The 25,943-nt window shown below is 62.5% G+C and carries 21 protein-coding genes; 11 read left to right on the top strand and 10 right to left on the bottom strand.

From position 1 onward, the window contains the following. Window positions 1-173: 173 nt before the first annotated feature. Window positions 174-1,400 carry an argininosuccinate synthase gene (locus tag BCY88_RS38440; protein ID WP_120349304.1) on the bottom strand — a complete coding sequence of 409 codons (1,227 nt, stop codon included), beginning with the start codon at window positions 1,398-1,400 and terminating at the stop codon, window positions 174-176. A 250-nt stretch (window positions 1,401-1,650) separates the two neighbouring features. Continuing rightward, window positions 1,651-2,580 carry an ornithine carbamoyltransferase gene (gene argF / locus BCY88_RS38435; protein ID WP_120349303.1) on the bottom strand — a complete coding sequence of 310 codons (930 nt, stop codon included), beginning with the start codon at window positions 2,578-2,580 and terminating at the stop codon, window positions 1,651-1,653. A 424-nt stretch (window positions 2,581-3,004) separates the two neighbouring features. On the opposite strand from argF, the gene BCY88_RS38430 reads away from it, so the two are divergent. Next, complete coding sequence (locus BCY88_RS38430; RefSeq protein ID WP_120349302.1) at window positions 3,005-3,352, top strand: DUF3579 domain-containing protein; 348 nt, start codon at window positions 3,005-3,007, stop codon at window positions 3,350-3,352. A 258-nt stretch (window positions 3,353-3,610) separates the two neighbouring features. Here the strand turns inward: BCY88_RS38430 and rpsT are convergent, their stop codons facing one another. Next, window positions 3,611-3,889 (bottom strand): 30S ribosomal protein S20, encoded by a 279-nt coding sequence (gene rpsT, locus BCY88_RS38425; RefSeq protein WP_054034306.1) that lies wholly within the window; start codon window positions 3,887-3,889, stop codon window positions 3,611-3,613. 545 nt (window positions 3,890-4,434) lie between these two features. Here rpsT and murJ point away from each other — a divergent pair. Both murJ and BCY88_RS38415 read left to right on the top strand, forming a co-directional pair. Next, window positions 4,435-5,985 carry a murein biosynthesis integral membrane protein MurJ gene (murJ, locus tag BCY88_RS38420; RefSeq protein ID WP_120349301.1) on the top strand — a complete coding sequence of 517 codons (1,551 nt, stop codon included), beginning with the start codon at window positions 4,435-4,437 and terminating at the stop codon, window positions 5,983-5,985. A 5-nt stretch (window positions 5,986-5,990) separates the two neighbouring features. Further along, window positions 5,991-6,833: a SirB1 family protein gene (locus tag BCY88_RS38415; protein ID WP_120349481.1), complete on the top strand. Its 843-nt coding sequence runs from the start codon at window positions 5,991-5,993 to the stop codon at window positions 6,831-6,833. Between the two features lie 108 nt (window positions 6,834-6,941). Here the strand turns inward: BCY88_RS38415 and BCY88_RS38410 are convergent, their stop codons facing one another. The 5 genes from BCY88_RS38410 to lpxK all read right to left on the bottom strand — a co-directional run bounded on the left by BCY88_RS38410 (window position 6,942) and on the right by lpxK (window position 11,044). Continuing rightward, window positions 6,942-7,700, bottom strand: coding sequence for a 3-hydroxyacyl-CoA dehydrogenase (locus BCY88_RS38410; RefSeq protein ID WP_120349300.1), 759 nt, complete (start codon window positions 7,698-7,700; stop codon window positions 6,942-6,944). Window positions 7,701-7,975: 275 nt separating this feature from the next. After that, on the bottom strand, window positions 7,976-8,641 hold the full coding sequence (gene adk / locus BCY88_RS38405) for an adenylate kinase (RefSeq protein ID WP_120349299.1): 666 nt from the start codon (window positions 8,639-8,641) through the stop codon (window positions 7,976-7,978). Between the two features lie 214 nt (window positions 8,642-8,855). Next, window positions 8,856-9,656 (bottom strand): 3-deoxy-manno-octulosonate cytidylyltransferase, encoded by an 801-nt coding sequence (gene kdsB, locus BCY88_RS38400; RefSeq protein ID WP_120349298.1) that lies wholly within the window; start codon window positions 9,654-9,656, stop codon window positions 8,856-8,858. A 187-nt stretch (window positions 9,657-9,843) separates the two neighbouring features. Further along, window positions 9,844-10,047 (bottom strand): Trm112 family protein, encoded by a 204-nt coding sequence (locus BCY88_RS38395; RefSeq protein ID WP_007180583.1) that lies wholly within the window; start codon window positions 10,045-10,047, stop codon window positions 9,844-9,846. After that, window positions 10,028-11,044, bottom strand: a complete 1,017-nt coding sequence (gene lpxK, locus BCY88_RS38390) for a tetraacyldisaccharide 4'-kinase (protein WP_120349297.1) — start codon at window positions 11,042-11,044, stop codon at window positions 10,028-10,030. Before lpxK ends, BCY88_RS38395 begins: the two co-directional genes overlap by 20 nt. 602 nt (window positions 11,045-11,646) lie before the next feature. On the opposite strand from lpxK, the gene xseA reads away from it, so the two are divergent. From xseA to BCY88_RS38355, 7 genes are all read left to right on the top strand, one after another. After that, window positions 11,647-13,026, top strand: a complete 1,380-nt coding sequence (xseA, locus tag BCY88_RS38385) for an exodeoxyribonuclease VII large subunit (protein ID WP_120349296.1) — start codon at window positions 11,647-11,649, stop codon at window positions 13,024-13,026. Between the two features lie 220 nt (window positions 13,027-13,246). Continuing rightward, window positions 13,247-13,825, top strand: coding sequence for a superoxide dismutase [Fe] (sodB, locus tag BCY88_RS38380; protein ID WP_120349295.1), 579 nt, complete (start codon window positions 13,247-13,249; stop codon window positions 13,823-13,825). 339 nt (window positions 13,826-14,164) lie between these two features. Then, on the top strand, window positions 14,165-14,956 hold the full coding sequence (gene tetH / locus BCY88_RS38375) for a thiosulfate dehydrogenase (protein WP_120349294.1): 792 nt from the start codon (window positions 14,165-14,167) through the stop codon (window positions 14,954-14,956). Between the two features lie 9 nt (window positions 14,957-14,965). Then, window positions 14,966-16,021: a substrate-binding domain-containing protein gene (locus BCY88_RS38370; RefSeq protein WP_183081553.1), complete on the top strand. Its 1,056-nt coding sequence runs from the start codon at window positions 14,966-14,968 to the stop codon at window positions 16,019-16,021. Between the two features lie 144 nt (window positions 16,022-16,165). Continuing rightward, window positions 16,166-16,834, top strand: coding sequence for a c-type cytochrome (locus tag BCY88_RS38365; protein ID WP_259461692.1), 669 nt, complete (start codon window positions 16,166-16,168; stop codon window positions 16,832-16,834). Between the two features lie 38 nt (window positions 16,835-16,872). After that, window positions 16,873-17,775 carry a c-type cytochrome gene (locus BCY88_RS38360; RefSeq protein WP_310796149.1) on the top strand — a complete coding sequence of 301 codons (903 nt, stop codon included), beginning with the start codon at window positions 16,873-16,875 and terminating at the stop codon, window positions 17,773-17,775. Window positions 17,776-18,353: 578 nt separating this feature from the next. Next, window positions 18,354-20,762 (top strand): tetratricopeptide repeat protein, encoded by a 2,409-nt coding sequence (locus BCY88_RS38355; RefSeq protein ID WP_259461669.1) that lies wholly within the window; start codon window positions 18,354-18,356, stop codon window positions 20,760-20,762. Here the strand turns inward: BCY88_RS38355 and BCY88_RS38350 are convergent. Together BCY88_RS38350 and BCY88_RS38345 are read right to left on the bottom strand one after the other, a co-directional pair. Continuing rightward, entirely contained in the window at window positions 20,746-24,333 is a 3,588-nt protein-coding gene (locus BCY88_RS38350) for an efflux RND transporter permease subunit (protein ID WP_120349291.1), read from the bottom strand. The two genes, BCY88_RS38355 and BCY88_RS38350, sit on opposite strands and share 17 nt — an antisense overlap. Window positions 24,334-24,564: 231 nt before the next feature. Further along, on the bottom strand, window positions 24,565-24,840 hold the full coding sequence (locus BCY88_RS38345; RefSeq protein WP_120349290.1) for a hypothetical protein: 276 nt from the start codon (window positions 24,838-24,840) through the stop codon (window positions 24,565-24,567). 357 nt (window positions 24,841-25,197) lie between these two features. On the opposite strand from BCY88_RS38345, the gene BCY88_RS38340 reads away from it, so the two are divergent. After that, window positions 25,198-25,779 carry a glycine zipper family protein gene (locus tag BCY88_RS38340; protein ID WP_120349478.1) on the top strand — a complete coding sequence of 194 codons (582 nt, stop codon included), beginning with the start codon at window positions 25,198-25,200 and terminating at the stop codon, window positions 25,777-25,779. The last annotated feature ends 164 nt before the right edge of the window (window positions 25,780-25,943 follow it).

Here is a 25,943-nt window from a genome sequence, read left to right as displayed (position 1 = left end):
TCGCGTAAAGAACCTGCTGCAAAGGGATTCACCGCAAAGAGATTTACCCCAAAGAAAAAGGCGCCGGGAGAAAACTCCCGGCGCCTTTTTTGCATCTGCGCTTTGGTGTCAGCTGCGTTTCGCGGCGTTTAACTTCGCTTACGCAAGCTTAGCCTGCGCCGAAACGCATGCGCTTAACCGCGCTGACGGCGCGCGTTCTCAGCAATCCGCATACGCAGCGCGTTCAGCTTGATGAACCCGCCAGCGTCAGCCTGATTGTACGCACCGCCGTCGTCGTCGAACGTGGCGATGGTCTTGTCGAACAGCGTTTCCTTCGAATCGCGCGCGACAACCGACACGCTGCCCTTGTACAGCTTCACACGTACCCAGCCGTTGACCTTTTCCTGCGTGTGGTCGATCAGCACCTGGATGGCGCGGCGCTCCGGGCTCCACCAGTAGCCGTTGTAAATCAGCGAAGCGTAACGGGCCATCAGATCGTCTTTCAGGTGAGCCACTTCGCGATCGAGCGTAATCGACTCGATGCCGCGGTGCGCCTTCAGCATGATCGTGCCGCCCGGCGTTTCATAGCAGCCGCGCGACTTCATGCCGACGTAGCGGTTTTCGACCAGATCCAGACGGCCGATGCCATGCTTGCCGCCCAAACGGTTCAACTCGGTCAGCATTTCAGCCGGCGACAGGCGCTTGCCGTTGATTGCAACCGGATCGCCGTGTTCGTATTCGATGTCGAGGTACTCAGCCTGGTCGGGCGCCTGTTCCGGCGACACCGTCCAACGCCACATTTCGGCTTCGGCCTCGGCCTTCGGGTCTTCCAGGTGACGGCCTTCGAACGAAATGTGCAGCAGGTTCGCGTCCATCGAATACGGCGCGCCGCCTTGCTTATGCTTCATTTCGATCGGAATACCGGCCTTTTCGGCGTATGCGAGCAGTTTTTCGCGCGACAGCAGATCCCATTCGCGCCACGGTGCGATCACCTTGATGCCCGGTTCCAGCGCGTAGTAACCGAGTTCGAAGCGAACCTGGTCGTTGCCCTTGCCGGTTGCGCCGTGCGAGACCGCTTGTGCGCCGGTGGCGCGGGCGATTTCGATCTGACGCTTGGCGATCAGCGGACGCGCGATCGACGTGCCCAGCAGGTACTCGCCTTCATAGATCGTGTTGGCGCGGAACATCGGGAACACGTAGTCGCGCACGAATTCTTCACGCAGGTCTTCAATGAAGATGTTGTCCTGCTTGATGCCGAGTTGCAGGGCTTTTTTGCGCGCCGGTTCCAGCTCTTCGCCCTGGCCGATGTCGGCCGTAAACGTGACGACTTCGGCGTCGTAGTTGTCCTGCAACCACTTCAGGATGACGGAGGTGTCGAGGCCGCCCGAATAGGCGAGCACGACTTTGTTGATATCGCTCATGGTGAACTCGTAGCTGGAGAAAGCTGGAAAACAAGGCGCGCCGGCGGTTCCGGAGCGCGGAAAACCACTATTTTGACACTAAACCGCCGCTTGTCCGTGTTTTCGGAACAGCGCGGCGGGTGAACCGGGTCTGCTTGCAACCGTGGACGCGGGCACGATGCGTGGCGCTAAACGTGGATGCCTTGCCTCGTATTCAAGGCCCCGTCGCGCTTCACGCAGGTGCTGCTTAAGGTGCTGAACAGCGGCTCGCTCAGTGATTGAGCTTGCCGAGCAGCAGGTATTCCATCAACGCCTTTTGCACGTGCAGACGATTTTCCGCTTCGTCCCACACGACGCTTTGCGGGCCGTCGATCACTTCCGCGCTGACTTCCTCGCCACGATGGGCGGGCAGGCAGTGCATGAACAATGCATCGGCATTGGCGCGCGCCATCATGTCGGCGTCTACGCACCAGTCTGCGAAGGCTTTCTTGCGCGCTTCGTTTTCTGCTTCGAAGCCCATGCTGGTCCACACGTCGGTGGTAACCAGATCGGCGCCGGTGCAGGCTTCGTTCGGATCGTCGAATTCCTGATAGAACGGGGCGCTTTCAGCGGCGACCATGGCGGGGTCGAGCTTGTAGCCCGGCGGGGTGGACAGGCGCAGCTTGAAGCCGAGAATCTGGGCGGCTTCGATCCACGTGTACAGCATGTTGTTCGCGTCACCGACCCACGCGACCGTCTTGTTGCGAATCGGACCGCGATGCTCGAAGTACGTGAAGATGTCCGCTAGCACCTGGCACGGGTGATATTCGTTGGTCAGCCCGTTGATCACCGGCACGCGCGAATTTTCGGCGAAGCGCTGGAGGATGTCCTGGCCGAACGTGCGGATCATGATGATGTCGACCATGCGCGAGATCACTTGCGCTGCGTCTTCGATCGGTTCGCCGCGGCCGAGTTGCGTGTCGCGCGTGCTCATGAAGACGGCGTGACCGCCCAGCTGGAAGATGCCGGCTTCGAACGACAGGCGCGTGCGTGTCGAATTTTTCTCGAAGATCATCGCCAGCGTGCGGTCGTGCAGCGGGTGGTAGGTCTCGTAGTTCTTGAACTTGCGTTTCAGAATGCGCGCGCGTTCCAGCACGTACTCGTAGTCGTCCAGCGAGAAATCCTTGAACTGCAGATAGTGGCGAATTTTCTTGGCGGTCATGAAACAAATACGGCGGTCTCACCCGGCAGGATTGCCGGACGGCGCCGCCGTCGTTTGTGGTAACTCTATGCAGCATAAAGGATTTCGCCCCGTTTGACGAGTCGGCCAAAAGGCCGGGCAAGCTGCCCGAAAGCCTTTTGCAACCCTCAAACGGGGCTTGTGTGCGCTGCGGAAAAAGGTCCACTGCGCTATAATCTACCGGTTATCCCTAAGCCCAGCAGGCCGGTATTCAGCTTGCGGGACACGGCACGCGCGCTCCGGAAAGTTTCCTCGCGGTGCGCCGTCATGATGAGCGCCAAGGCGGCTTATCCGGTCCTTCGTTGTGTCTGGCGGCGCAGCTCGCCAATCAGGCGTGGCCACGTGTTCAGGCATCCCAAAGCCGCTTTGCCGTCATCCCGCTGGGCAGTCACACAGGTATTCCTACATGGCCGAAGCAGCTCCAACCGAATATTTCATTCAGGGCATCACGTCGACCGGGAAAAAGTTTCGGCCGAGCGACTGGTCGGAGCGGCTCGCAGGCGTCATGGCATGCTTTGGTCCCAGCCCGGGCGGCAAGGGGCCGAACGCTTACCTGCAATATTCGCTGTACGTGCGGCCCACCATGATCGGCGACCTCAAATGCGTGATTCTCGATTCGCGCTTGCGCGATATTGAGCCGATGGCCTTCGATTTTGTTCTGAACTTCGCGAAAGACAACGATCTCGTCGTGACTGAGGCGTGCGAGTTGCAACTCGAGCACCCCGCGCCGCAAGAAAAAAGGCATGTGATCTAGCAGGTGTCTGCCGGATCGGCAAAAAAAGCAAAAACCCGCCGTAGCGGGTTTTTTTGCGTCTGAAGCAGGGGATTCGAGGTGGGTGACCTCAATGCGGCGGCTTCGACATAATGCCGCCTCGCTCGCGAGCGAACGTAATCGCGAGCGAGCGTAAGTCAGTATCCGGTTGAGTCGGTACAAAGCAAAAAAGCCCGCCGAAGCGAGCCTTTCCGTTGCAGCGGAAACAGGAGGTAGCCCACCGAAGCGAGCTGACCGAATTTACTGCGCTGCAGGCGCTTGCAGACCCTTCAGGGCTGCAGCCAGACGGCTCTTGTTACGAGCTGCCTTGTTCTTGTGAACGATTTTCTTGTCGGCGATGATGTCGATGGTCTTCGACGATGCCTGGAAGATCTCGACGGCCTTGGCCTTGTCGCCGGCTTCGATTGCCTTGCGGACAGCCTTGATAGCCGTGCGGAACTTCGAGCGCAGTGCCGAGTTATGCGAGTTTGCCTTGGCGGCCTGGCGGGCGCGCTTGCGTGCTTGTGCGGAGTTAGCCATGACGGTTCCTTATCCTGTTCCTGTTTCCAGTACCTGACCTTCAAGTGGTGAGGTGCTGCTTTTAGATCGAACTCTTGGAAGCGATTGCCCAAGAGCGCAAAAAGTGTCGAAAAAATCGATCGGACTACGCGAAGGCGGGCCCGTGTTCCGGTGTGTTTCGAGGATAGGAGAGGCGGTTTGGCGCCGACCTGAACCCCGGCCGAAAATTGAGCGAGCTTCGAAACCGGCGATTATAGCAACAAAATCAGACACGTGGCAACGGGGAATCGTCAATTCCGGTGTGTCGAGCCGCTGGGCGAGGTCCGGGATTCTATCGACCCTGACAGGGGGCGGGTGGCCTGCGGGCGTGCCGGCGAACGTGCTGCAACGGATAAGCGGAAGGCTGACTCGCCACGCAAGGCGCGCAGCGGGCAGCAAAAAACAAACGAAAAACAAACAAAACCGGTCCAATTCGCCAATCCGAACGAACGTCTGCGGCGCAAATCGGTCCGATTCGCGTTCTGGCTCGTCGTTCGCCCCTGCGGCACCCGTATAATAAGCGCCCCATGAATCTATTCCGAGCCCTGCTGACGGTCAGCGGCTTCACGCTGCTGTCGCGCGTGACCGGACTGGCCCGCGAAACGCTGATCGCCCGTGCGTTCGGTGCCAGTCAATATACTGACGCGTTCTACGTCGCCTTCCGCATTCCGAACCTGTTGCGCCGCATCTCCGCTGAGGGTGCGTTCTCGCAGGCCTTCGTGCCGATTCTCGCCGAGTTCAAGAACCAGCAAGGACACGATGCCACCAAGGCGCTCGTCGACGCCACGTCGACCGTGCTTGCCTGGGCGCTCGCGATTCTCTCGCTGATCGGCGTGGTGGGGGCCTCGGGTGTCGTGTTCATCGTCGCATCAGGGCTCGCGCACGAAGGCCAGGCCTATGCGCTCGCGGTCACGATGACGCGCATCATGTTCCCGTACATCATTTTCATCTCGCTGACGTCGCTGGCGTCCGGCGTGCTGAATACGTACAAGAACTTTTCGCTGCCCGCCTTCGCCCCGGTCCTGCTGAACGTCGCGTTCATCTTCGCGGCGGTGGTTGTCGCGCCGCGCCTGCATACGCCGGTTTATGCGCTCGCGTGGGCGGTGATCGCCGGCGGCGTGCTGCAATTCGTCGTGCAACTGCCCGGTCTGAAGAAGATCGACATGCTGCCGCGCATCGGCCTGAATCCGCTGAAAGCGCTCGCGCATCGCGGCGTGAAGCGGGTCCTCTCGAAGATGGTGCCGGCGATGTTCGCCGTGTCGGTCGCGCAGATCAGCCTGATCATCAACACCAATATTGCATCACGCATCGGTCCGGGCGCCGTTTCCTGGATCAATTACGCTGACCGGTTGATGGAGTTTCCGACCGCGCTGCTCGGCGTCGCGCTCGGCACGATCCTGTTGCCGAGTCTGTCGAAGGCGCACGTGGATGCCGATTCGCACGAATATTCGTCGCTGCTCGACTGGGGGTTGCGCGTTACCTTTCTGCTGGCCGCACCGAGCGCCGTCGCCCTGTTCTTCTTTGCGCAGCCGCTCACCGCAACGCTGTTCCACTACGGTAAGTTTGACGGCAATTCGGTGGTGATGGTCAGCCGCGCGCTGTCTGCGTACGGCATCGGCCTGATCGGCCTGATTCTCATCAAGATTCTCGCGCCCGGTTTCTACGCGAAGCAGGACATCAAGACGCCGGTGAAGATCGGCGTCGGCGTGCTGATCGTCACGCAGTTAAGCAATTATCTGTTCGTGCCGATTTTCGCGCATGCGGGCCTGACGCTGAGCGTTGGGCTGGGTGCTTGCGTCAACGCGCTGTTCCTGTTCCTCGGGTTGCGCAAGCGCGGCATCTATACGCCGTCCAAAGGCTGGCTGAAGTTCTTCGTGCAGTTGCTCGGTGCCTGTCTGGTGCTGGCCGGTGCGATGCATTGGCTCGCGATCAGCTTCGACTGGATCGGTCTGCATAGCCGGCCGGTCGATCGAATCGTGTTGCTGGGGGCGTGCCTCGTTCTGTTCGCCGCGCTATATTTCGGTATGCTTTGGCTGATGGGCTTCAAGTACGCGTATTTCAAAAGGCGAGTGAAGTGATCACGATGACGCGAGTTCTCGACTATTTCAGTACGCTGGTTGCCGAAGATGACAGCCTGCCGCTGACCGAGGCGGCGCTCTCGCTCGCGCAGGACGCTTATCCCGATCTCGATTTGCAAGGCACGCTGGCCGAGATCGACGAGCTGGTCGTGCGTTTGCAGCGCCGCATGCCGGACGACGCCGACATCCGGCAAAAGGTTGGCATTCTGAACCGGTTCTTCTTCCGCGAGCTGGGTTTCGCCAGCAATCTCAACGATTATTACGACCCCGACAACAGTCATCTGAATGTCGTGCTGAAACGCCGCCGCGGCATTCCGATTTCGCTGGCGGTGCTCTATCTGGAGATGGCCGAGCAGTTGGGTATTCCGGCGCGCGGCGTGTCGTTTCCGGGCCACTTTCTGTTGCGCGTGACAACGCCGGATGGCGACGTGATGCTCGACCCGACCAGCGGGCATTCGCTGTCCGAATCGCAGATGGTGGATATGCTGGAGCCGTATGTGGCGTCGGCGGGCGAGTCGGTGAGCCGGGCGCTGCGTATGTTGCTGCAACCGGCCACGCGCCGCGAGATCATCGCCCGCATGCTGCGCAATCTGAAGTCGACTTATCTTCAGACGGAACGCTGGCAGCGTCTGCTGGCGGTGCAGCAGCGTCTCGTGATCCTGTTGCCGGAAAGTATCGAGGAAGTACGCGATCGCGGTTTTGCCTATGCGCGGCTCGATTATCTGCGCCCTGCGCTCGAGGATCTCGAACGCTATCTGGGCGACCGGCCGGACGCGGAAGACGCAACCGTGGTGGAGTCGCAGTTGCACGAACTGCGTCAACGCACCCAGTACGACGATCACGACTAAAAACGTTTCAATCGTTCAAAACAGAACGCCTGCGCATGAGTCATGTTGATTCAAGCGCAGGCGTTTTTTATTACCGCAGCCGCGTAAAGCGGCCGGCTGGAAGCCGGGTTACTTTGGCTGCATCCGGATCGCGCCATCCAGACGAATCACTTCGCCGTTGAGCATCGGATTGTCGAAGATCTGCTTGGCCAGCATCGCGTACTCTGCCGGTTTGCCGAGACGCGGCGGGAACGGCACCATGGCGCCGAGCGCGTCCTGCACTTCCTGCGGCATGCCGAGCAGCATGGGCGTTTCGAAGATGCCCGGTGCAATCGTCATGACACGAATTGCATTGCGCGACAGGTCGCGGGCAATCGGCAAGGTCATGCCGACCACGCCGCTCTTGGACGCCGCGTAAGCAGCCTGGCCGATCTGACCGTCGTAAGCCGCGACCGACGCCGTGTTGATGATCACGCCACGCTCGCCATTTGCATTCGGTTCGTTCTTCGACATGGCCGCGGCGGCGAGCCGGATCATGTTGAAGGTGCCGATCAGATTGATGGAGATGGTGCGGGAAAACGACTCGAGCGGATGCGGGCCGTCTTTGCCGACTGTCTTGATGGCGGGCGCAACGCCCGCGCAATTCACGAGGCCGCGCAGCGTGCCGAGTTTGGTGGCGGCTTCGACCGCTTGCGTGGCGTCGTCTTCGCGGCTCACATCGCATTTGACGAACACGCCGCCGAGTTCCTTCGCGAGCGCCTCGCCTGCGTCCACATTCAGATCGGCGAGCACCACCTTGCCGCCGTTTTCGACGAAAAGGCGCGCCGTGGCCGCGCCCAGACCTGATGCACCACCCGTGATCAGGAATACGTTGTCACGAATCTCCATGTCTTCTCCTTTGCTTCGGTTCAGTAATGTCTCGATCGAATATTTTTTCGATGATCGATTGTAACGGCTATGCTGCAATGCGGAAAGTGAAGTGGGTACTAACCGGCAGGAGTCCGTGCGGGCGGCCCGGCAGTGCCATCAAACTGGTACGGAGGGCTAATTAACTCTGGACATGGCGAACCAGCTGGTTGCGGCTACACGCCGCGTCTGTCGCAAGCAATAAAAAAACCCGCCGGCATGGGCGGGTTTTTCGTACGACAGCGCCAGATGCGGCATTACTTCAACGCATCAAACGCGCGGTTGCGAATTTCTTCGACCGTGCCGAGGCCCGAAATGCGGCGATATTGCGGCGCCGTCAATGGGGTTGCCGGGTCGCCGTTCTGCGCCCAGTTGTTGTAGTACTCGATCAACGGCTTGGTTTGCGCAACGTACACGTCGAGGCGCTTCTTGACCGTTTCTTCCTTGTCGTCGTCGCGCTGGATCAGCGGTTCGCCCGTCACGTCATCCACGCCTTCAACCTTGGGCGGGTTGAACTTGACGTGATACGTACGGCCCGACGCCGCATGCGAGCGGCGGCCGCTCATCCGCACGATGATCTCGTCGAACGGCACGTCGATCTCCAGCACGTAATCGATCGCGACGCCGGCCTGCTTCATGGCTTCTGCTTGCGGAATGGTGCGCGGAAAACCGTCGAACAGATAACCGTTCGCGCAGTCCGGCTGCTGCAGGCGTTCCTTGACCAGATTGATGATCAGCTCGTCTGTGACCAGCTCGCCAGCGTCCATGAAGCGCTTGGCTTCGAGACCGAGCGGCGTGCCTGCCTTAACGGCTGCGCGCAGCATGTCACCGGTGGAAATTTGCGGAATGCCGAACTTTTCCTTGATGAAGTTTGCCTGAGTGCCCTTGCCCGCGCCGGGCGCACCCAAAAGGATCAAACGCATGTGATATCTCCAGATCTATGTGAATTCTTTGGTAGCGCTGCAGCCATCCCACGATTCGCCGAGGGACCCGCGTCGGCTGCCGTTTCGTGTCTCGCGCTGCACGTCGACAATGACGGCGCTGCAAGACGACAACGGCGCGACCGGGGCAAACCCTGGCTCTCGCATTAAACGGGAGGCGCGCATAACCGTCCGATTATGCCATGGGTTTTTACGCTCACGCCCCGAATAAAGCCTGCACGCGCGCGAGATCGGCGGGCGTGTCGACGCCGGGCAGCGGCGCGTCCTGAGTGACGAGCACCGCGATCCGCTCGCCGTGCCACATCGCGCGCAGCTGTTCGAGCGCTTCGACCTGTTCGATCGGCGAAATAGCGAGACCCGGATACGTGCGCAGGAATTGGGCGCGATACGCGTACAGGCCGATATGCCGGTAGACGACCGCGGGTGCCGGCGGCGTGGGCATCGACGCCACATCGGGCCAATGCGGCTGATACGCGTCGCGTGCCCATGGAATCGGCGCGCGCGAGAAGTACAGCGCGACGCCGCGCGCGTCGAGCACGACCTTGACGACGTTCGGGTTGAAAATTTCCGCGGGATCGGTGATCGGGTGCGCGGCGGTGGCGATCGCGCAACCATGACTCGACGCCAGGTGCGACGCCACGCCGCGCACAAGCGCCGGATCGATCAGCGGCTCGTCGCCCTGTACGTTCACCACGATCGTCTCGTCGCTCCAACCGAACTGCGCGGCCACTTCCGCGAGGCGGTCGGTGCCCGACGGATGATCGGCGCGCGTCAGCACGGCTTCGAAGCCGTGTTCGCGGGCCACATCCAGCACCGCTTGTGCGTCGGAGGCGATCAGCACCTGTTGCGCGCCCGATTCGCGTGCGCGTTCGGCAACCCGCACCACCATGGGCTTGCCGCCGATGTCGGCGAGCGGTTTGTTGGGCAGGCGCGTCGAGGCGAGCCGGGCCGGCACGACGGCGACGAACGGAGGAGCGGTGACGTTAGCGTTGGTCATCGGAAGAGCGAGCGGCGATGAAACCGGAAGGAAGCGCTTACAAGTAGTGCACTGCGAGCGCTGATGGGAAAAATGGCAAATGAGATGACGGACGGGGCAAGCAGGACAGGCAATCGCGGATCAGGGAGGCGGCACGCACCGGATCTCGCTGCCGCGCACCTATGCCCCGCGCCGGGCCAATGCCCGTTCAGGCAACCGAGCCCGGATTCAGATCGACCGGCGTGCCTTCGACAGTTTGGCGCGCTTCGTCGACCAGCATCACGGGAATACCGTCGCGGATCGGATAGGCAAGCTTGTCCGCGTTGCAGATCAGTTCCTGCGCAGCGCGATCGTAGCTAAGCGGGCCCTTGCAGATCGGGCAGACGAGAATTTCAAGCAGGCGAGCGTCCACGGACTTTCTCCACAACTAGTGCAATGAGGCGATGATCGAGCGCGGCTTCGACAGGGACAACCCAGATGCGCGCGTCGTGCCAGGACCCCAATTTTACCGCATCCTTTTCGGTTATCAGGATGGTGTCGGCGTCGACGTCCGTAAAGGGATTGCGCTCGAACGCGTAGTGATCCGGCAGCGCCCGGGTGGTGGGCGTGAGACCGGCCGCGCGCAGCGTGGCGAAAAAACGCTCCGGCGCGCCGATGCCGGCCGCGGCCAGCACGCGATCGCCGCTGAATTGAGCGAGCGGGCGGCGCAAGGCGGGGTTGTCGAGATGCCAGGCGTCGGCGGGTGCGAGTCGCAGCGCGAACGTGTTCGGCCACGGGGGCAGCGTGCGGGCGTAAGGATCGTTGACCAGCGTCGCATCGCGGCGGCGCGACAGCGGCTCGCGCAGCGGGCCGGCCGGCAGCAGAAAACCGTTGCCGCCGAGCCGGTGATCGAAGACCACCAGTTCGGCGTCGCGCTCGAGGCGATAGTGCTGCAGGCCGTCGTCGCTGACGATGACGTCGATGTCACGGTGCGCGGCGCACAGCGCCTGCGCGGCCGCGACGCGATCCGGGCAGACCCAGACCGGTGCGCCGGTGCGGCGCGCGATCAGCAGCGGTTCGTCGCCGCCGACGCTCGCCGCCGAGCTGGCGAGAACCGGCGTCGGCGCCTTGACGCGCGCGCCATAGCCACGCGACACCACGCCAGGCTTGAAGCCGGCGGCGCGCAAGGCTTCGACCAGCGCGATGACGGTCGGCGTCTTGCCGGTGCCGCCGACCGTCACGTTGCCGACCACGACCACCGGCACGCCAATGCGCACGGATTTCAGCCAGCCGAACGAGAAAGCGGCACGGCGCGCGGCGGCAATCGCACCGAACACACACGCAAAAGGCGTCAGGGCCCACGCGAGGGGGCCACGCTGCTGCCATTCACGCGCAAGGCGTGCTTCGAAACGATCGTTCAGGCCACTCATTGGCGAGCCGCAAGGACGGGCGATGCACCGCACGCCCGAAGAGGGCGGGGCGGCGGCATGGAAGCGCCAGGTGTGCCAGGTGCAATACGCGGGGCAAGCATCAACGCGGTTCTCCGGACAATCGAAAAGTGCAGCAAAAAGATGAGGCGAGGGCAGCCGGCCGCAGCGGCCAATGGACTCGCGCAGGGTGCCGCCAGTCTGCAGCAATCGCGAGCCCCCGTGGGGCTTTCGGCATGCTGTCGAACCCGTCACTCTAGCGCGCTGGCGTCGTGCCCGGCAAGTCACGCGCGCGGCGTCGCGCGGCAAGCCGCAGCTGCGGGCGAGGCCCACAGCCTGTGGATAACTTTGTGGAGAACCGCCCCGTCGATCGGCTGGAAAGGCCGTGGCGAGCGCTCCGTATCGGTAATCGTTCTCTTTAATGAGATGTAAATCCCATATAAATCAACGATATGCTTCCAATTCGTGCGGCCTGGCGGGCGATCTGGGCGGCATTTGTCTAACGGGTCCCGGCATGTGGACACTTTTAACAATTCATCCGCCGGGCTGGACGCCGATGGCCACTCGGTCTATCGTCTGTCCGGCCAGTCACAGACATTCCTCGCATGAATCCCGAAAGCCCTTTTGCTTCGCCGGCTACGCCCGGCGGTGAAGTTGTCGTCCCCGTTTCCGCGCTCAACCGGGCGATCGGCTCGATGCTCGAACGCTCGTTTCCGCTCGTCTGGGTGGCGGGGGAGGTGTCGAACTTCACGCGTGCCGCAAGCGGTCACTGGTATTTCTCGATCAAGGACGCGCAGGCGCAGATGCGCTGTGTGATGTTCCGCGGCCGCGCGCAGCATGCCGAGTTCACGCCGCGCGAAGGCGACCGCATCGAAGTGCGCGCGCTGGTGACGATGTATGAGCCGCGCGGCGAGTTGCAACTGAATGTGGAGGCTGTGCGCCGTACCGGGCAAGGGCGGCTTTACGAAGCCTTTCTCAAGCTGAAAGCGCAACTCGAGGCCGAAGGTCTCTTTGCCGCCGAACGCAAACGTGCTTTGCCGGCCCATCCGCGCGCGATCGGCATCGTGACGTCGCTCCAGGCGGCTGCATTGCGCGACGTCCTGACTACCTTGTCGCGTCGCGCGCCGCATATTCCGGTGATCGTCTATCCGGCGCCGGTGCAGGGCGTGGGCGCGAGCGTCAAGCTGGCCGACATGGTCGACGCCGCCAACGCGCGGCGCGAAGTCGATGTGCTGATCGTGTGCCGCGGCGGCGGTTCGATTGAAGACCTGTGGGCGTTCAACGAAGAGGTGCTGGCGCGCGCGATCGCTGAGAGCGCAATACCGGTGGTGAGCGGCGTGGGGCACGAAACCGATTTCACGATCGCCGATTTTGCCGCCGACGTGCGCGCACCCACGCCCACCGGCGCCGCCGAACTCGTCAGCCCGCAGCGCGTGCTGTTGCTGCGCGAGCTCGATCATCGGCATGCAACGCTTGCCCGCGGTTTCGGCCGCATGATGGAGCGGCGCGCCCAGCAACTCGACTGGCTCGCGCGCCGGCTGGTGTCGCCGGCCGAGCGGCTTGCGCGGCAGCGCACGCATTTGCAGCAATTGAGCGCGCGCCTCGCATCGGCGGGCGCGCGTCCCGTGCGTGACGCCCGAGCGCGATTTTCTCTGCTGCAGATGCGCTGGCAGCGCTGGCGCCCCGATCTCGCCGCGCATCAGGCGAAGCTCGGCACGCTCTCGCAACGTCTGGACGCTGCATTGTTACGCCAGCATGAACGTCAGTCCGCGCGTATCGGCACGCTGGCCGCGCGGCTCGAAGTGCTGAGTCCGCAGCGCACGCTGGAGCGTGGCTATGCCGCCGTGCTCGATGCGCAGAGCGGCCGCGCGGTGCGCGCGCCGTCGGCGCTGAAGCCGGGCCGGCGCCTGACGGTGCATCTCGCCGAAGGGGCCGCGGACATTGCCCTCGCCGATGTGCAGCCGCGCCTGACCGACGGTTTCTAACGTGTCGCCGGTAGCGGCCCGAAGGCGAATTTTCGGCAGCCGCGCAGGGCAGGCACAACTCATGCGAAAGCACTAATTACGCTATGTGTGCGGCATGTTCGCCGATGCCGGACATAAAGTCCGTTGGTTTGCGGGGTTATTCCAACTCGCCTACAATCGAGTGCTCACTAGCGTTATCCGCAGACTCCCCCACAACAGATACAGACTGAAGGAAAGCACCATGGAACATACGCTCCCGCCGCTGCCGTTCGCCAGAAACGCACTCGTTCCGAACATGTCGGAAGAGACGCTCGATTATCACTACGGCAAGCACCATCAGACCTATGTGACCAACCTGAACAATCTGATCAAGGGCACGGAGTTCGAGAACCTGTCGCTCGAAGAGATCGTCAAGAAGGCATCGGGCGGCGTCTTCAATAACGCTGCGCAAGTGTGGAACCACACGTTCTTCTGGAACAGCCTGTCGCCGCAAGGTGGCGGTGCGCCGAGCGGCGCGCTGGCTGATGCGATCAACGCCAAGTGGGGTTCGTTCGAGAAGTTCAAGGAAGAATTCGCCAAGACCGCAGTCGGCACGTTCGGTTCGGGTTGGGCATGGCTGGTGAAGAAGGCCGACGGTTCGCTCGACCTGGTGTCGACGAGCAACGCCGCTACGCCGCTGACCACGGACGCGAAGGCGCTGCTGACGATCGACGTGTGGGAACACGCGTACTACATCGACTACCGCAATGCGCGTCCGAAGTTCGTTGAAGCGTACTGGAACATCGTCAACTGGGAATTCGCGTCGAAGAATTTCGCGTGAGATTGCCGGATGCAGCGTGACAGGATAGTTCGGATTTCCAGGTAAATTGAAAATCCGCATAGTTCGCTGCAATGAAGTCTGGAACAGGTAGTAAAACGGAAAGCCCTCCTTCGCGAGGGCTTTCTGCTTTTTGGGCGTCTGGAGCGTTGGCGCGGCCAGCCGCCGGTTGAATCATCGGCCACGCAAATACATTAAATCTGAATTCACGATTTCTTTTATCGCTCAGATATCCCTAGACTTGCCAAACGTTAATACGATTGCCGCCATGCCGGTTGAATCACTCGTGCGCGCGCATTCTCGCGGCATCGACTGTTCGAACAACAACAAGGAGAGACAGGCATGACTAACCAGACTACCCGCCGCAATGCGTTAAAGACGTTTGGCCTTGCTGCCGGCACGGCGCTCTTGGGCGCCACCGGCCAATCGCAGGCAATTGCCGCCGACGCGGCGTCGTTGCTGCCCGGCGGGGCCAACAATCTGACCGAATTGACTCAACGGCTGGCCGCGGCGCCCAGGCGGCGTGACTTCAAAACGGTACCCATGATTCTCGAGCGTCCCGACCAATGGGATCATGAGGCGCTGTCTGCCGTTATCGGGTATCGAGGCGGGCCAAAACAGGTGTGGGACAACACCGAGCTTGGCGGACCGTGGCTGAATCTGATGCGCAATTCCCTCAATGCACAGATCTGGTCGTACAGGCATCCGGATTTTCTCGTGGTGTCGGCCACGCATGGGTCGGCCCATTTGTCCCTGTTCGACCAGGCGGCGTGGGACAAGTACGGCCTCGCGAAAATGAGCGGCAACAAGCTTGCAACCAACACACTGCTCGACAGCAAGCCGGCTGAGGCAATGGGTAACGGCGATCATGAAAGCGCCGAAGGCGCCTTTTCATCGCACGACAACAGCATTTCGGCGTTGCTGAAACGAGGTGCGGTCTTTCTGTCGTGTCATAACGCCATCTGGGAGCTGGCGGAGCGATTGCTCGTCGCCAACGTGAATCCGGACAAGTTGGCGCTGGATGCGCTTGCAGCCGATCTGACCAACCATGTCATCCCGAGCGCGATCGTGACACCCGGCGCGGTGGCGACCCTGGTCGAACTCCAGCAAGCCGGTTTTTACTACGCAAGTTAAGGACCCTCCATGGCATTCACTCGCGCTCATAAGCCATTGCATGGGGCCCGGCGGTTCTTGCGGCTAACGCTTGCGGCCTCGCTGTGCTCGCTCTGCTGTACCGTTGGAATCGCATCTGCATCTGCATCTGCATCTGCGTCCGCGGCTTCGGCTTCGGCAGAGGCCGACGTTTTCCCGCCGTGGCAGCATGGAGAAAACAACGATTCGCTCGATCGGGGACTCGAATTCACAGTCCCGCAGGTCGACGTGCTGGCCGATTTTCACGGCAACCTGTCATCGCCAAAGCTTGTGCTGTTCGTGGGAGGCAACTATTTCTTTGCGATGGCGCCGCTCGTCGCGCAGTTCGAGAAAGACAATCCCGACTATCGCGGGCGGATTTTCTGGGAAACAATTCCTCCCGGTTTGCTGGTCAAGCAGATGAAAGCAGGCGGCACGATCACGGTCGGCAATATGACGTGGACGATCAAACCCGATGCCTATTTCGCCGGTTTGGCGAAGGTTAAAGAGCTCATAGCGGACGGCACGCTAACGGGTCCCGCGGTTCCCTACGTAACGAATCAGTTGACGATCATGGTTCGTCGGGACAATCCTCAGCACGTCACGTCGCTCAAGGATCTGGCAAGGCCCGAGTTGCGGCTCGCCATGCCCAACCCGGAATTTGAAGGCGTGACGCGGCAGATCAAGGCGTCGCTGGTGAAAGCGGGCGGCGACGCACTCGCCAAGGCCGTCTATGAGGACAAGGTGCGCGACGGATCGACCATACTGACGCAGATACATCACCGGCAAACGGCGCTGTTCCTGATGCAGGATCGCGCTGACGCGGGTGTGCTCTGGAAGTCCGAAGCCTTGTTCCAGGAACAGATCGGGCATCCTCTTGCTCATGTCGACATTCCCGCCGATGAAAACACGACCGCGATCTACGCCGGCGCGCAGGTCAACGGCGCACCGCACCCGCAGGCGGCGCGCCGGTGGCTCAGCTTCATACAATCGCCTGCCGCATTCCGGATCTTCCAGCGATACGGCTTCGGCAAGTACGAACCGGCGTCCAGTTCGGCCACGCAGTGAAGCGCCGTGGCGATTCGACGAAAACAGCCGAACGCTAGCTGGCCGGCGACCAATAAAAGACCAGGAGCGGGTTGCAACTGGCGACAATCTGAAGGAGACGATGTGAACTATTCGGTCATGAGAGCGCGGCGCAGAGGGTTGATCATGCACCTGGCGTTGGCGAGCACGGTATTGACGATGTCCGGTGCTCACGCCGGGAACACGAGTAGCGGGCAAGCCATCGCGATGCATGGCACGGCGAGCGGTGTCGCCGCGTGCATCAGTTGTCATGGTGCGAAGGGCGAGGGCAACGCTGCGGCCGGCTTCCCGCGTCTCGCTGGCGTCAGTGCGGCCTATCTGTCGGCCCAGTTGACGGCGTTTGCCGACGGGAGCCGCCAGAACCCGATCATGCAGCCGATGGCGAAATTGCTGTCCGCAGGCGAGCGTGACGCGGTTGCGCAGTACTTTGCCGGACTGCCGCCGCCTGCCGGCATAAAGGCGAGCGAGAACGGGGCGGTCAAGCCCTCTGACGTTGGCGCATGGATCGCCACGCGCGGACGCTGGGACGTCGGTCTGCCTGCCTGTGTGCAATGCCATGGGCCGGGTGGAGTCGGTGTGGGTGCCACGTTCCCGCCGCTGGCCGGCCAGCCCGCGTCCTATATAGCGAGCCAGTTGAACAGCTGGAAGAGCGGCACCCGGCCGCCTGGGCCCATGGCACTGATGCCGGCTGTCGCGAGCAAGCTTTCCAGCACGGATATCACCGCGGTCGCCGCCTACTACAGCGGAACTGGCGCTCCGGCCGAAGCAACGTCCGCGAACGGGAGCAAGCAATGATCGATCGAATCGGGTTGTATCGCGGCGTGGCCGCTGGCATGTTGAGTGTCATGGCCGGTTCGTGCCTTGCTGCGAGCGGCGAGACGCTGGCGTTGTCCGCTTCTTCGGCGCAAGCTCCGGCAGCGTCGCCGGTCAAGCCCGTCAAGCCGTTCACGCCTCCAGCAGAATCGAGCATGCCGACGGACGGTTTCGGCGAATCGGCCAAACTGGGCGAGCAGATATTCACGCATACCCAAACGTTCGCCGGGAAGTACGTCGGCAATACGCTGAACTGCGCCAGTTGCCACCTCGATGCGGGCCGCAAGGCGAATTCGAGTCCGCTATGGGGCGCCTATCCCCTGTATCCGGCTTACCGGAGCAAGAACGGTCATGTGAACTCGTTCGCTGAGCGTCTTCAGGGATGCTTCATGTACAGCATGAACGGTAAGGCGCCACCGCTGGGCGATCCAGTGCTGGTGGCATTGGAGTCGTACGCGTACTGGCTCGCGAAAGGTGCGCCCATCGGTGAAAAGCTGCCGGGACAGGGCTATCCCAAACTTCCCGCACCTGCCCAGAAGGCTGACTACGCGAGAGGGAGCGCCGTTTATGCGCAGCACTGCGCTTTATGTCACGGTGCCGATGGGCGAGGCCAGTCGAGTGGCGGACAAACCGTCTTCCCACCGCTATGGGGCGCTCAGTCGTTCAATTGGGGCGCGGGCATGGGCGACATTCAGAACGCAGCCGGTTTCATCAAGGCGAATATGCCGCTCGGCGTGGCGGGAACGCTGACGGACCAGCAGGCGTGGGACGTGGCAACGTTTATGGATAGCCATGAACGTCCGCAGGATCCGCGTTTCAAGGGCTCAGTCGCAGCGACGCGCGCAAAATTCCACGACTCGCCGTACTCGATGTACGGTCAAACCGTGAACGGGCAGGTTCTAGGCGCGTCCGGATCGCGATGATGGAGTGCGTGGCCGCCGCCACAAGCTCGTGCGCGGCGGCTAGGTGGATAGCCAGACGCGGACCCAGGCACGACCAGGCGCGGGCGTTTGCAGGGCTCTACTGTGTCGCTTTCGCGCGTCAAATCTTTCTCGATTCACGCGCATTGTTACTGACGGATTACTGAATATTTCTTGCAGTTGGCAAGCTTCGTCGGCATTCCGAATTAAGGACTGGGTCTTGTCGAAAGCTTACGGTCTCAGCATCGAAAGAATCGTCCTCCCGGTTCTCATCGTATAAGCATGGCGTGCACCGTGCTGGGTATGCCCAGCGCGCCTGCCGTGCTCGCTTACAGCCTCGCACTTCCGCGGTTTCCACGCTGTTTCTCCGCCCGGCTGGGCGCGGGATCACTGCATCGCAAGATGTTTCAGCGGGTGAGTACCGGTAAACATCGGTAAGAACTGGCTAGCTATCGTTCGCTGGCGTTCATTCCCCTTCGCGCAGCCTGCAGCCTGCCTCGCGAGGGCATCACATCCACATGATGCGGACAAGCGGTCCGGGGCAGCGTGACATCGACGAATCAGCAGTTCACCCGCGGGGCATGATGGACACCACTCAGATTCTGGAACGCGCGACGGCACATCATCTCGCGGGAGAGTTCGGTCATGCGCGCACGCTGTACAAAGATGCGCTGGCGATTGCACCCGACGACGCGAATGTGATGTTCCGTCTCGGCGTGCTCGACATGCAAGGCGGCGCATACGACGCGGCGCTTGCCTGGCTCGATAACGCGCTGACTCGCTCGCCTGCGAACGCGCGATATCACTTCGTTCGCGGGCAAGTGTTCGCCGCTGCTGAGCGTTTCGCCGACGCGATCGACGCCTATCTGCAAGCGCTGTCATTCGAAGCCGATTCCATCGACGCGTTGTTCGCACTGGCCGCAGCGCTGCAATCGGTCGGCGAAGCTGCCGCCGCGATCGAGACCTACGGATCGCTGCTCGCGCTTGAGCCTAACCACGTCGACGCGCTGAACAACCTGGGCAATTGCTACAGGCAACAGGGCGACTTGAGTGCAGCCGAAGCCACTTACCGTCGCGCGATTGCGGCGCAACCCGGCGACGCCAATGCGCTGACGAATCTCGGCACGCTGCTGGAGTCGGCCGGCCATCTGGACGAAGCCGTGAGCTTGCTCGAGGCAGCGGTGCGCGTGGCGCCCGATTCGCCGTGCGGTCTCGTGAACCTCGGCGTTGCGCGTCACCGGCGCGGCGAATTCGAGCCGAGCGCTGCGTTGCTGGCGCGCGCACTCGAACTCGACCCCGCGTTCCCCGAAGCCGCCTATAACCTGGCCAATGCGCTGCACGCGCTAGGCCGGCGTCGCGAAGCGGCGCTCGCCTATCAGCGGGCCATCGAGCAGGCGCCCACCCACGCCGATGCATACAACAACCTGGGTATCGTCTTCCAGGAGTCGGGTGCACGCGAGGCGGCGGCACAGGCGTTCGACGCGGCGATCCGCCTGCGCCCCGGTTTCGTGGCCGCGCTCAACAACGCCGCTACGCTGATGCGCATGCTTGGCCGTTTCGCCGAGGCGGAATCGTATTTGCGCGAAGCGCTCGCCGTCGACCCACGTCACGCCGTCACGCACAACAATCTGGGCAACGTGCTCAAAGATCAGGGCCGCCTCGACGATGGCATCGACTGCTATCGCCACGCCCTCGCGTGCGATCCGTCGAACGTCGTCGCGCACAGCAACCTGGCTTATGCGTTGAGCTTTCAGGCCGAGCAACCCCAGCCGCCGCTGGACGAATGCCGCCGCTGGTCGGTACAACATGAAGCGCGCTATCGCTACACGCGCAAACCGCACTCGAACGATGCGACACCGTCGCGCCGTTTGCGTATCGGCTACGTGTCGCCGGACTTTCGCGAGCACTGCCAGTCGCTCTTCACGCTGCCGCTGCTGTCGCATCACGACCATGAGCAGTTCGAAGTGTTCTGTTATGCGAGCGTCACCCGTGCCGACGATGTGACGCAGCGCGTGGCGCGACATGCCGACGTATGGCGCGACGTGCGCGAACTCAACGACGAGCGGCTCGCGCACGTGATCCGTGAGGATCGCATCGACATTCTGATCGACCTGACCATGCACATGGCGGACGGCCGGCCGCTGCTGTTCGCGCGCAAGCCCGCGCCGGTGCAGATTGCGTGGCTGGCCTATCCGGGGACCACCGGCATCGACGCGATCGATTACCGGTTGACCGATCCATGGCTCGACCCGGCCGGCACCGATGCGCAGTACAGCGAACAGTCGATCCGTCTGCCGGATTCATTCTGGTGCTACGACCCATTGACCGACACGCCGGAGGTCAATGCGTTGCCCACGTTATCGAACGGCTATCCGACGTTCGGCTGTCTGAACAACCCGTGCAAGCTGAGCGATGCGACGTTCCGGCTGTGGGGCGGCGTGATGCGCGAGGTGGCGGACGCCCGGCTCCTGCTGATGGCCCCGGAGGGCGCGGCCCGTGCGAGCCTGCTCGAACGGCTCGGGCATCATGGGATTGGCGCAGAGCGCGTTTCCTTCACTTCGTTCCGCCCGCGCGCGGACTATCTGCGTACGTATCACCAGATCGACGTTGGGCTCGATACGTTTCCGTACAACGGCCATACAACGAGCCTCGACTCGTACTGGATGGGTGTTCCGGTCGTTACGCGGGTGGGCGCTACGTCGGTGGGGCGCGCGGGGCTGAGCCAGCTGGAGAACCTGGGTTTGCGCGAACTCGCGGCGCACAGCGACGCGCGGTTCGTCGAGACCGCGGTTCAGCTGGTGCGCGATCTGCCGCGCCTGCGTGAAATGCGCGGGAGTCTGCGCGCACGGCTTGCCGCCTCGCCATTGATGGACGGCGCGCGTTTCGCACAGCACGTCGAGGCTGTTTATCGCAGCGTCTGGCTCGCGTGGTGTGAGCAGGCTCACCGTAGAGTGCCAGACAGAAGCGGGAGCGCTATCGCTGTGCACTGATGCGCGAGCGCTCGCCGGCCGCGCCCAGTCTCAGGCGCAAACGGTCCACGTAGAGATAAATTACCGGCGTCGTGTAAAGCGTCAGCAACTGACTCACGAGCAAGCCGCCCACAATCGAAATGCCCAGCGGCCGGCGCAGATCCGCGCCTTCGCCGCTGCCAAGCGCGAGCGGCAGCGCGCCAAGAAGTGCCGCGCAGGTCGTCATCATGATGGGCCGGAAGCGCATCAGGCTCGCCTTGTAAATCGCCTCGCGCGAGGACATGCCTTCACGCGTCGCCACGATGGCGAAGTCCACCATCATGATCGCGTTTTTCTTAACGATGCCAATCAGCAGGATCACGCCGATCAGGGCCATGACCGTGAATTCGACGTGGAAAAGCATCAGCGCGAGCAATGCGCCGACACCGGCCGAGGGCAGCGTCGACAGGATCGTCAGCGGATGCGCGTAACTTTCGTAAAGCACGCCGAGCACGATATACACCGCGATCAAGGCAGCGAGGATCAGCAAGGGTTCGTCGCGCAGCGATTGCTGATAGGTGCGTGCCGTGCCCTCGAAACTCCCGTGAATCGAGGGTGGCATGCCGATTTCGGCCATGGTCCGGTCGATGGCGGCCACCGCGCTCGATAGCGGCTCGCCAGGCGGCAGATTGAACGAGATCGTGGTGGCAACGAAGTTGCCCTGATGATTGACGCCGAGCGGCGTATGTCCTGGGCCAAAGCGTGCGAACGCGCTGAACGGGATCATCGTTTCGATCGAGGTACTGACCGATGCGCCGGCGGATGCGCTCGAATGGCCGCTGGCCGCGATCGAGTTGATCGCGAGATTGCGCGCGGAATCGGCGGCGACCGTGGCCGCGGTTGTAGCAGCCGCCGTGCTTGAAGCGGTGCCGGTGCTGCCTGTGGACGACCCGATCGTCGCAAACGGCATTGCGCCGATAGACGGTGCCGTTGCTGTCGCCGTCGTGCTCGTGCTCGTGCCCGCGCTGCCGGCCGTCGATGCATCGAGCACGCTCGCTGTGCTACTGGCCGGCGTGACGGTCGACACCGGCGGTTGCGTGGGGATCGCCGTTCCGCCGGCGCTCACCACCGGCCCCGCGCTGGTCGGCGGCATGGCGGGGTTCGACGGACCGCCTGTACCCGCGTTCAGGTTCGTCGCACTTGCCACCGTGATGGTGCCCGCCACCGCGTTGGTGGATTGCGTGCCACTCGGGCTGCCGGCCGAGGTGCTCACGTACAGATCGTTGAGGGTTTGCGGCTGCTGCCAGTAACGCGGCGCGACCTCCATCACGACGTAGTACTGATTCAAGGGGTTGTAGATGGTTGAGACGAGGCGCTGGCCATAGGCGTCGTAGAGCGTGTTGTCGAGCTGGGCCGGCGTGACGCCGAGCCTTGCGGCCGTCGCCCGGTCGATATCGATGTCGGCTTCCAGTCCGCCTTGCTGCTGGTCGGAGTTGACGTCTTCCAGTTCGGGCAGCCCCTGCAGTGCCCGCGTCAGCTGCGGCGCCCACGCGTACAGTTCCTTGCTCGAATCGCCGAGCAGGGTGAACTGGTATTGCGCATTGCTTTGCCGTCCGCCGACGCGAATATCCTGCACCGATTGAAGATAGAGCCGTCCTCCCGGCACCGCGTTGAGCTGCGGACGCAGACGCGCAATCACCTGGTCCGCTGTTTCGTGACGTTTGGACAAGGGCTTGAGCGCGACATAGACCGAACCGGTATTGGTCTGCCTTCCGCCGGTAAAGCCGACTACGCTGTCCACCGCCGGGTCGCCGCCGATGATCTTCATGATTTGTCTGAGCTTCGGCTCCATCGCCTGAAAGGAAATGCTCTGATCGGCCTGAATGCCGCCGATCAGGCGGCCGGTATCCTCCTGCGGAAAGAAACCCTTCGGGATCACGATGTACAGATAGACGTTCAGGCCAATCGTGGCCGCGAGGATGGCGAGCAACAGCAAGGGATGACGCAACGACCATTCTAGTGAGCGTGCGTAGCCGCCGTGCAGCGCTCGCAGCGGCCCGCCGAGAAAGCGCAGCCAGCCATCGCGCTGACCGCCGTTGTTTGCTTCGCCGCGATCGGCGGTTGCGTCCTCGCGTGTGCGCAGCAGAAGCGAACACATGACGGGCGTGGTGGTCAGCGAAACCACCAGCGATACCAGAATCGCCAGCGACAGCGTGATCGCAAACTCGCGAAACAGCCGTCCGACAATACCGCCCATCAACAGAATCGGCGTAAACACCGCGATCAGCGAGATCGAAATCGACAGCACCGTGAAGCCGACTTCGCGCGCGCCGACCAACGCGGCCTGCATGCGCGTCATGCCGTTTTCCATGTGACGCGAGATGTTTTCCAGCACGACGATCGCATCGTCGACCACGAAACCCGTCGCGATCGTGAGCGCCATCAGCGAGAGGTTGTCGATCGAGTAACCGAGCAGGTACATGAAGCTGAACGTGCCGATGATCGAGACCGGCACGGCTGCGCTCGGAATCAGCGCTGCGCGGCCGCTGCCGAGAAACGCGAAGACCACCAGAATTACCAGCGCAACCGCGATCAGCAGCGTGGCTTCGGTGTCGTGCAGGGAGGCCCGGATGGTGGTCGAGCGGTCGGAGGCTTCGAGCACGTCGACGTCGGCCGGCAACGCGGGCTTCAGTTGCCTGATCAGCGCGCGCACGCTGTCCACGGTGCGAAGAATGTTGGCGCCCGGCTGCCGGTAGAGCATGACCAGTACGGACGGCTGATTGTCGCGCGAGAGGCCGAGGTTGCGCAGGTCTTCGACGGAGTCGTCGATCTCGGCGACATCGGAGAGTTTGACGCCCGCACCGTTGCGGTACGCGATGATCAGATCCTTGTACTGATCGGCGACACGCGCCTGGTCGTTGGCGTAAAGCTGATAGCGCGCACCTTCGCTTTCGATGATGCCTTTCGGGCTATTGGCATTGGCGGAAGCCAGCGCGGCACGCACGTCTTCAAGGCCGATGCCGTAGTGATAGAGCGCGGTGGGATTGAGCTCGACCCGCACGGCGGGGTTCGCCGAGCCGTTCACGTCGACTTCGCCGATGCCGGGCAACTGCGAGAGCGCCTGCGAGAGGATGGTCGAGGCGAGATCGTAGAGTTTCGCGCGCGGCAAGGTGTGCGAGGTCAACGCCAGTATCAGGATCGGAGCGTCGGCGGGATTGACCTTGTGATAGGTAGGATTGCTTTTCAGACTGGAAGGCAGATCGGCGCGCGCGGCATTGATGGCCGCCTGGACGTCGCGCGCCGCGCCGTTGATATCGCGATCGAGGTCGAACTGCAAGGTGACACGGGCTGCGCCGACCGAGCTTTGCGAGGTCATTTCGGTCACGTCGGCAATCTGCCCCAAGTGCCGTTCCAGCGGACTCGCCACGCTGTTGGCGACGGTTTCCGGACTGGCGCCGGGCAGGCTCGCCTGCACGGAGATGGTGGGGAAGTCCACCTGGGGCAGCGGTGCGACCGGCAGGCGGACGAACGCGAACATACCGGCGAGCGCGAGACCGAGCGAAAGCAGGGTGGTGGCGACGGGGCGGTCGATAAAGGGACGCGAAGGGTTCATCAGCGATCGTCAGCGCGACAACAGGCGGGGAGTAACGACGATGCTAGGGAAGGCCTTCGGAGGGCGGGTTACGGATGTTTTTCCGGTGCTTACCCGGTAACGGGATGGGAAACAATTGTCAGGTCAGCGCCTGCCGGGCTGGCGACGAGTGCAAGCTTTGTCACAGATGGTAACTGCGGCGAGGTCGGCGGACCCGTGTTCGGCGCCGATTCAGAGCTTGTGCGCGTTCAATCAGGGTTGCGTGGATGCGGCGCCGGTCGAATCGGAATCCGCCGACATCTGCCGGCGCCGATGGCCGCGAGTGCCGCCCGTGGACGCAACCGTGCTCGCCGGCGCGGGCGGCGGCGGATGATTGATGTACTGGAAATTCTGCGCGATCGAGGCGCTGGGAAACGTGCTTGCCGGCGCGACGAGCACGCTGCTCTGCAACGGCGCGTCCGACTGTGCAAAGACGGGCGATATGCAGCCTGCGCAAGCCGCTGCAACTGCGAAAACGAGCCGGTTCATCGAATGATCCTCTTTCTCTACGGTATTGATTGGTGCGGCTCCAACCAATGTGGGCGCGCAAGCCGGATGACGCCGCCATGCAATCCGGGCCTGCGCGTTCTGGTGGCTGGATCGCGCGGCGTTGGCGTCAGCCAGTTTAGGCCGCGCGGTGTGAAATCGGATTGCCGTGGCGCTTACAAGCGTTACTTCATATGACGCCGCCCGGCCGGCGATATATGCGCTATTTCTGCGCGACACAAGACAGTGCGGGCGCCGCGGCCCGAATGTAAGCGAAAAACTTTCTGTAACGATCTCGTAACCAAGGATGGTAGGGATTGGCCTAACGTTTGAATTCCAATGTCTCTGAAGCGTACCAACATGATCTCCAGCACCAAGTCGATAAGCATCGCCATACCTGCTGCGGCCGTCGCGCTCGCGCTCGGTGGTTGCGCGGTGATGCCGCCGAGCGGTCCGAGCGTGGTTGCCCTGCCGCGCAGCGGCGAGCCGCTCGGCCAGTTCCAGCAGGACGACTATGCATGCCGCGACTACGCGAATCGCTCGACGGATCCGAACGGGACCGCCGCACAGGCGGCAACCACCAACAGTGTGAATAGCGCGGCGCTGGGCACGCTCGGCGGCGCGGCTGTCGGCGCGCTGATCGGCGCGGCGGCGGGCAATGCCGGCGCGGGCGCGGCAATCGGCGCGGGCAGCGGCTTGTTGCTCGGCGGCGCGAACGGCGCGAATGGTGCGCAGTATTCCGCCGCGGGATTGCAGGCGCGCTACGACACGGCCTACGCGCAGTGCATGACCTCGAAAGGCAACACGATCTCACAGCCGCCGCAGCCCGCCTATTACGCACCTCAGCCGGCCTATTACGCACCGCAACCGTACTACTACGCGCCCCCGCCGAGGTACGTCGCGCCGCCTCCGGTGATGTACGCGCCTTACCCTTATTACTGAGCGTGAATGACTGAGCGTGAATTACGGAACGTGACGCCGATCGGCTGCCTCGCCGCGTGAGGCCGCACCGTTCGCGCCAGATACCAGGCAGGCTTGTTGCTGTAAAGCGCTTGTCATGTCTGGCGGAAAGACGCGAAAGGATGGCGGCTAGCCGCGCGGCAAAG

This window comes from Paraburkholderia fungorum (genome assembly GCF_003610895.1).
GTDB classification, from domain to species: Bacteria; Pseudomonadota; Gammaproteobacteria; order Burkholderiales; family Burkholderiaceae; genus Paraburkholderia; species Paraburkholderia fungorum_B.
The sequence above is the reverse complement of the archived record's forward strand: the minus strand, read 5'-3'. Positions and strand labels throughout refer to the sequence as shown.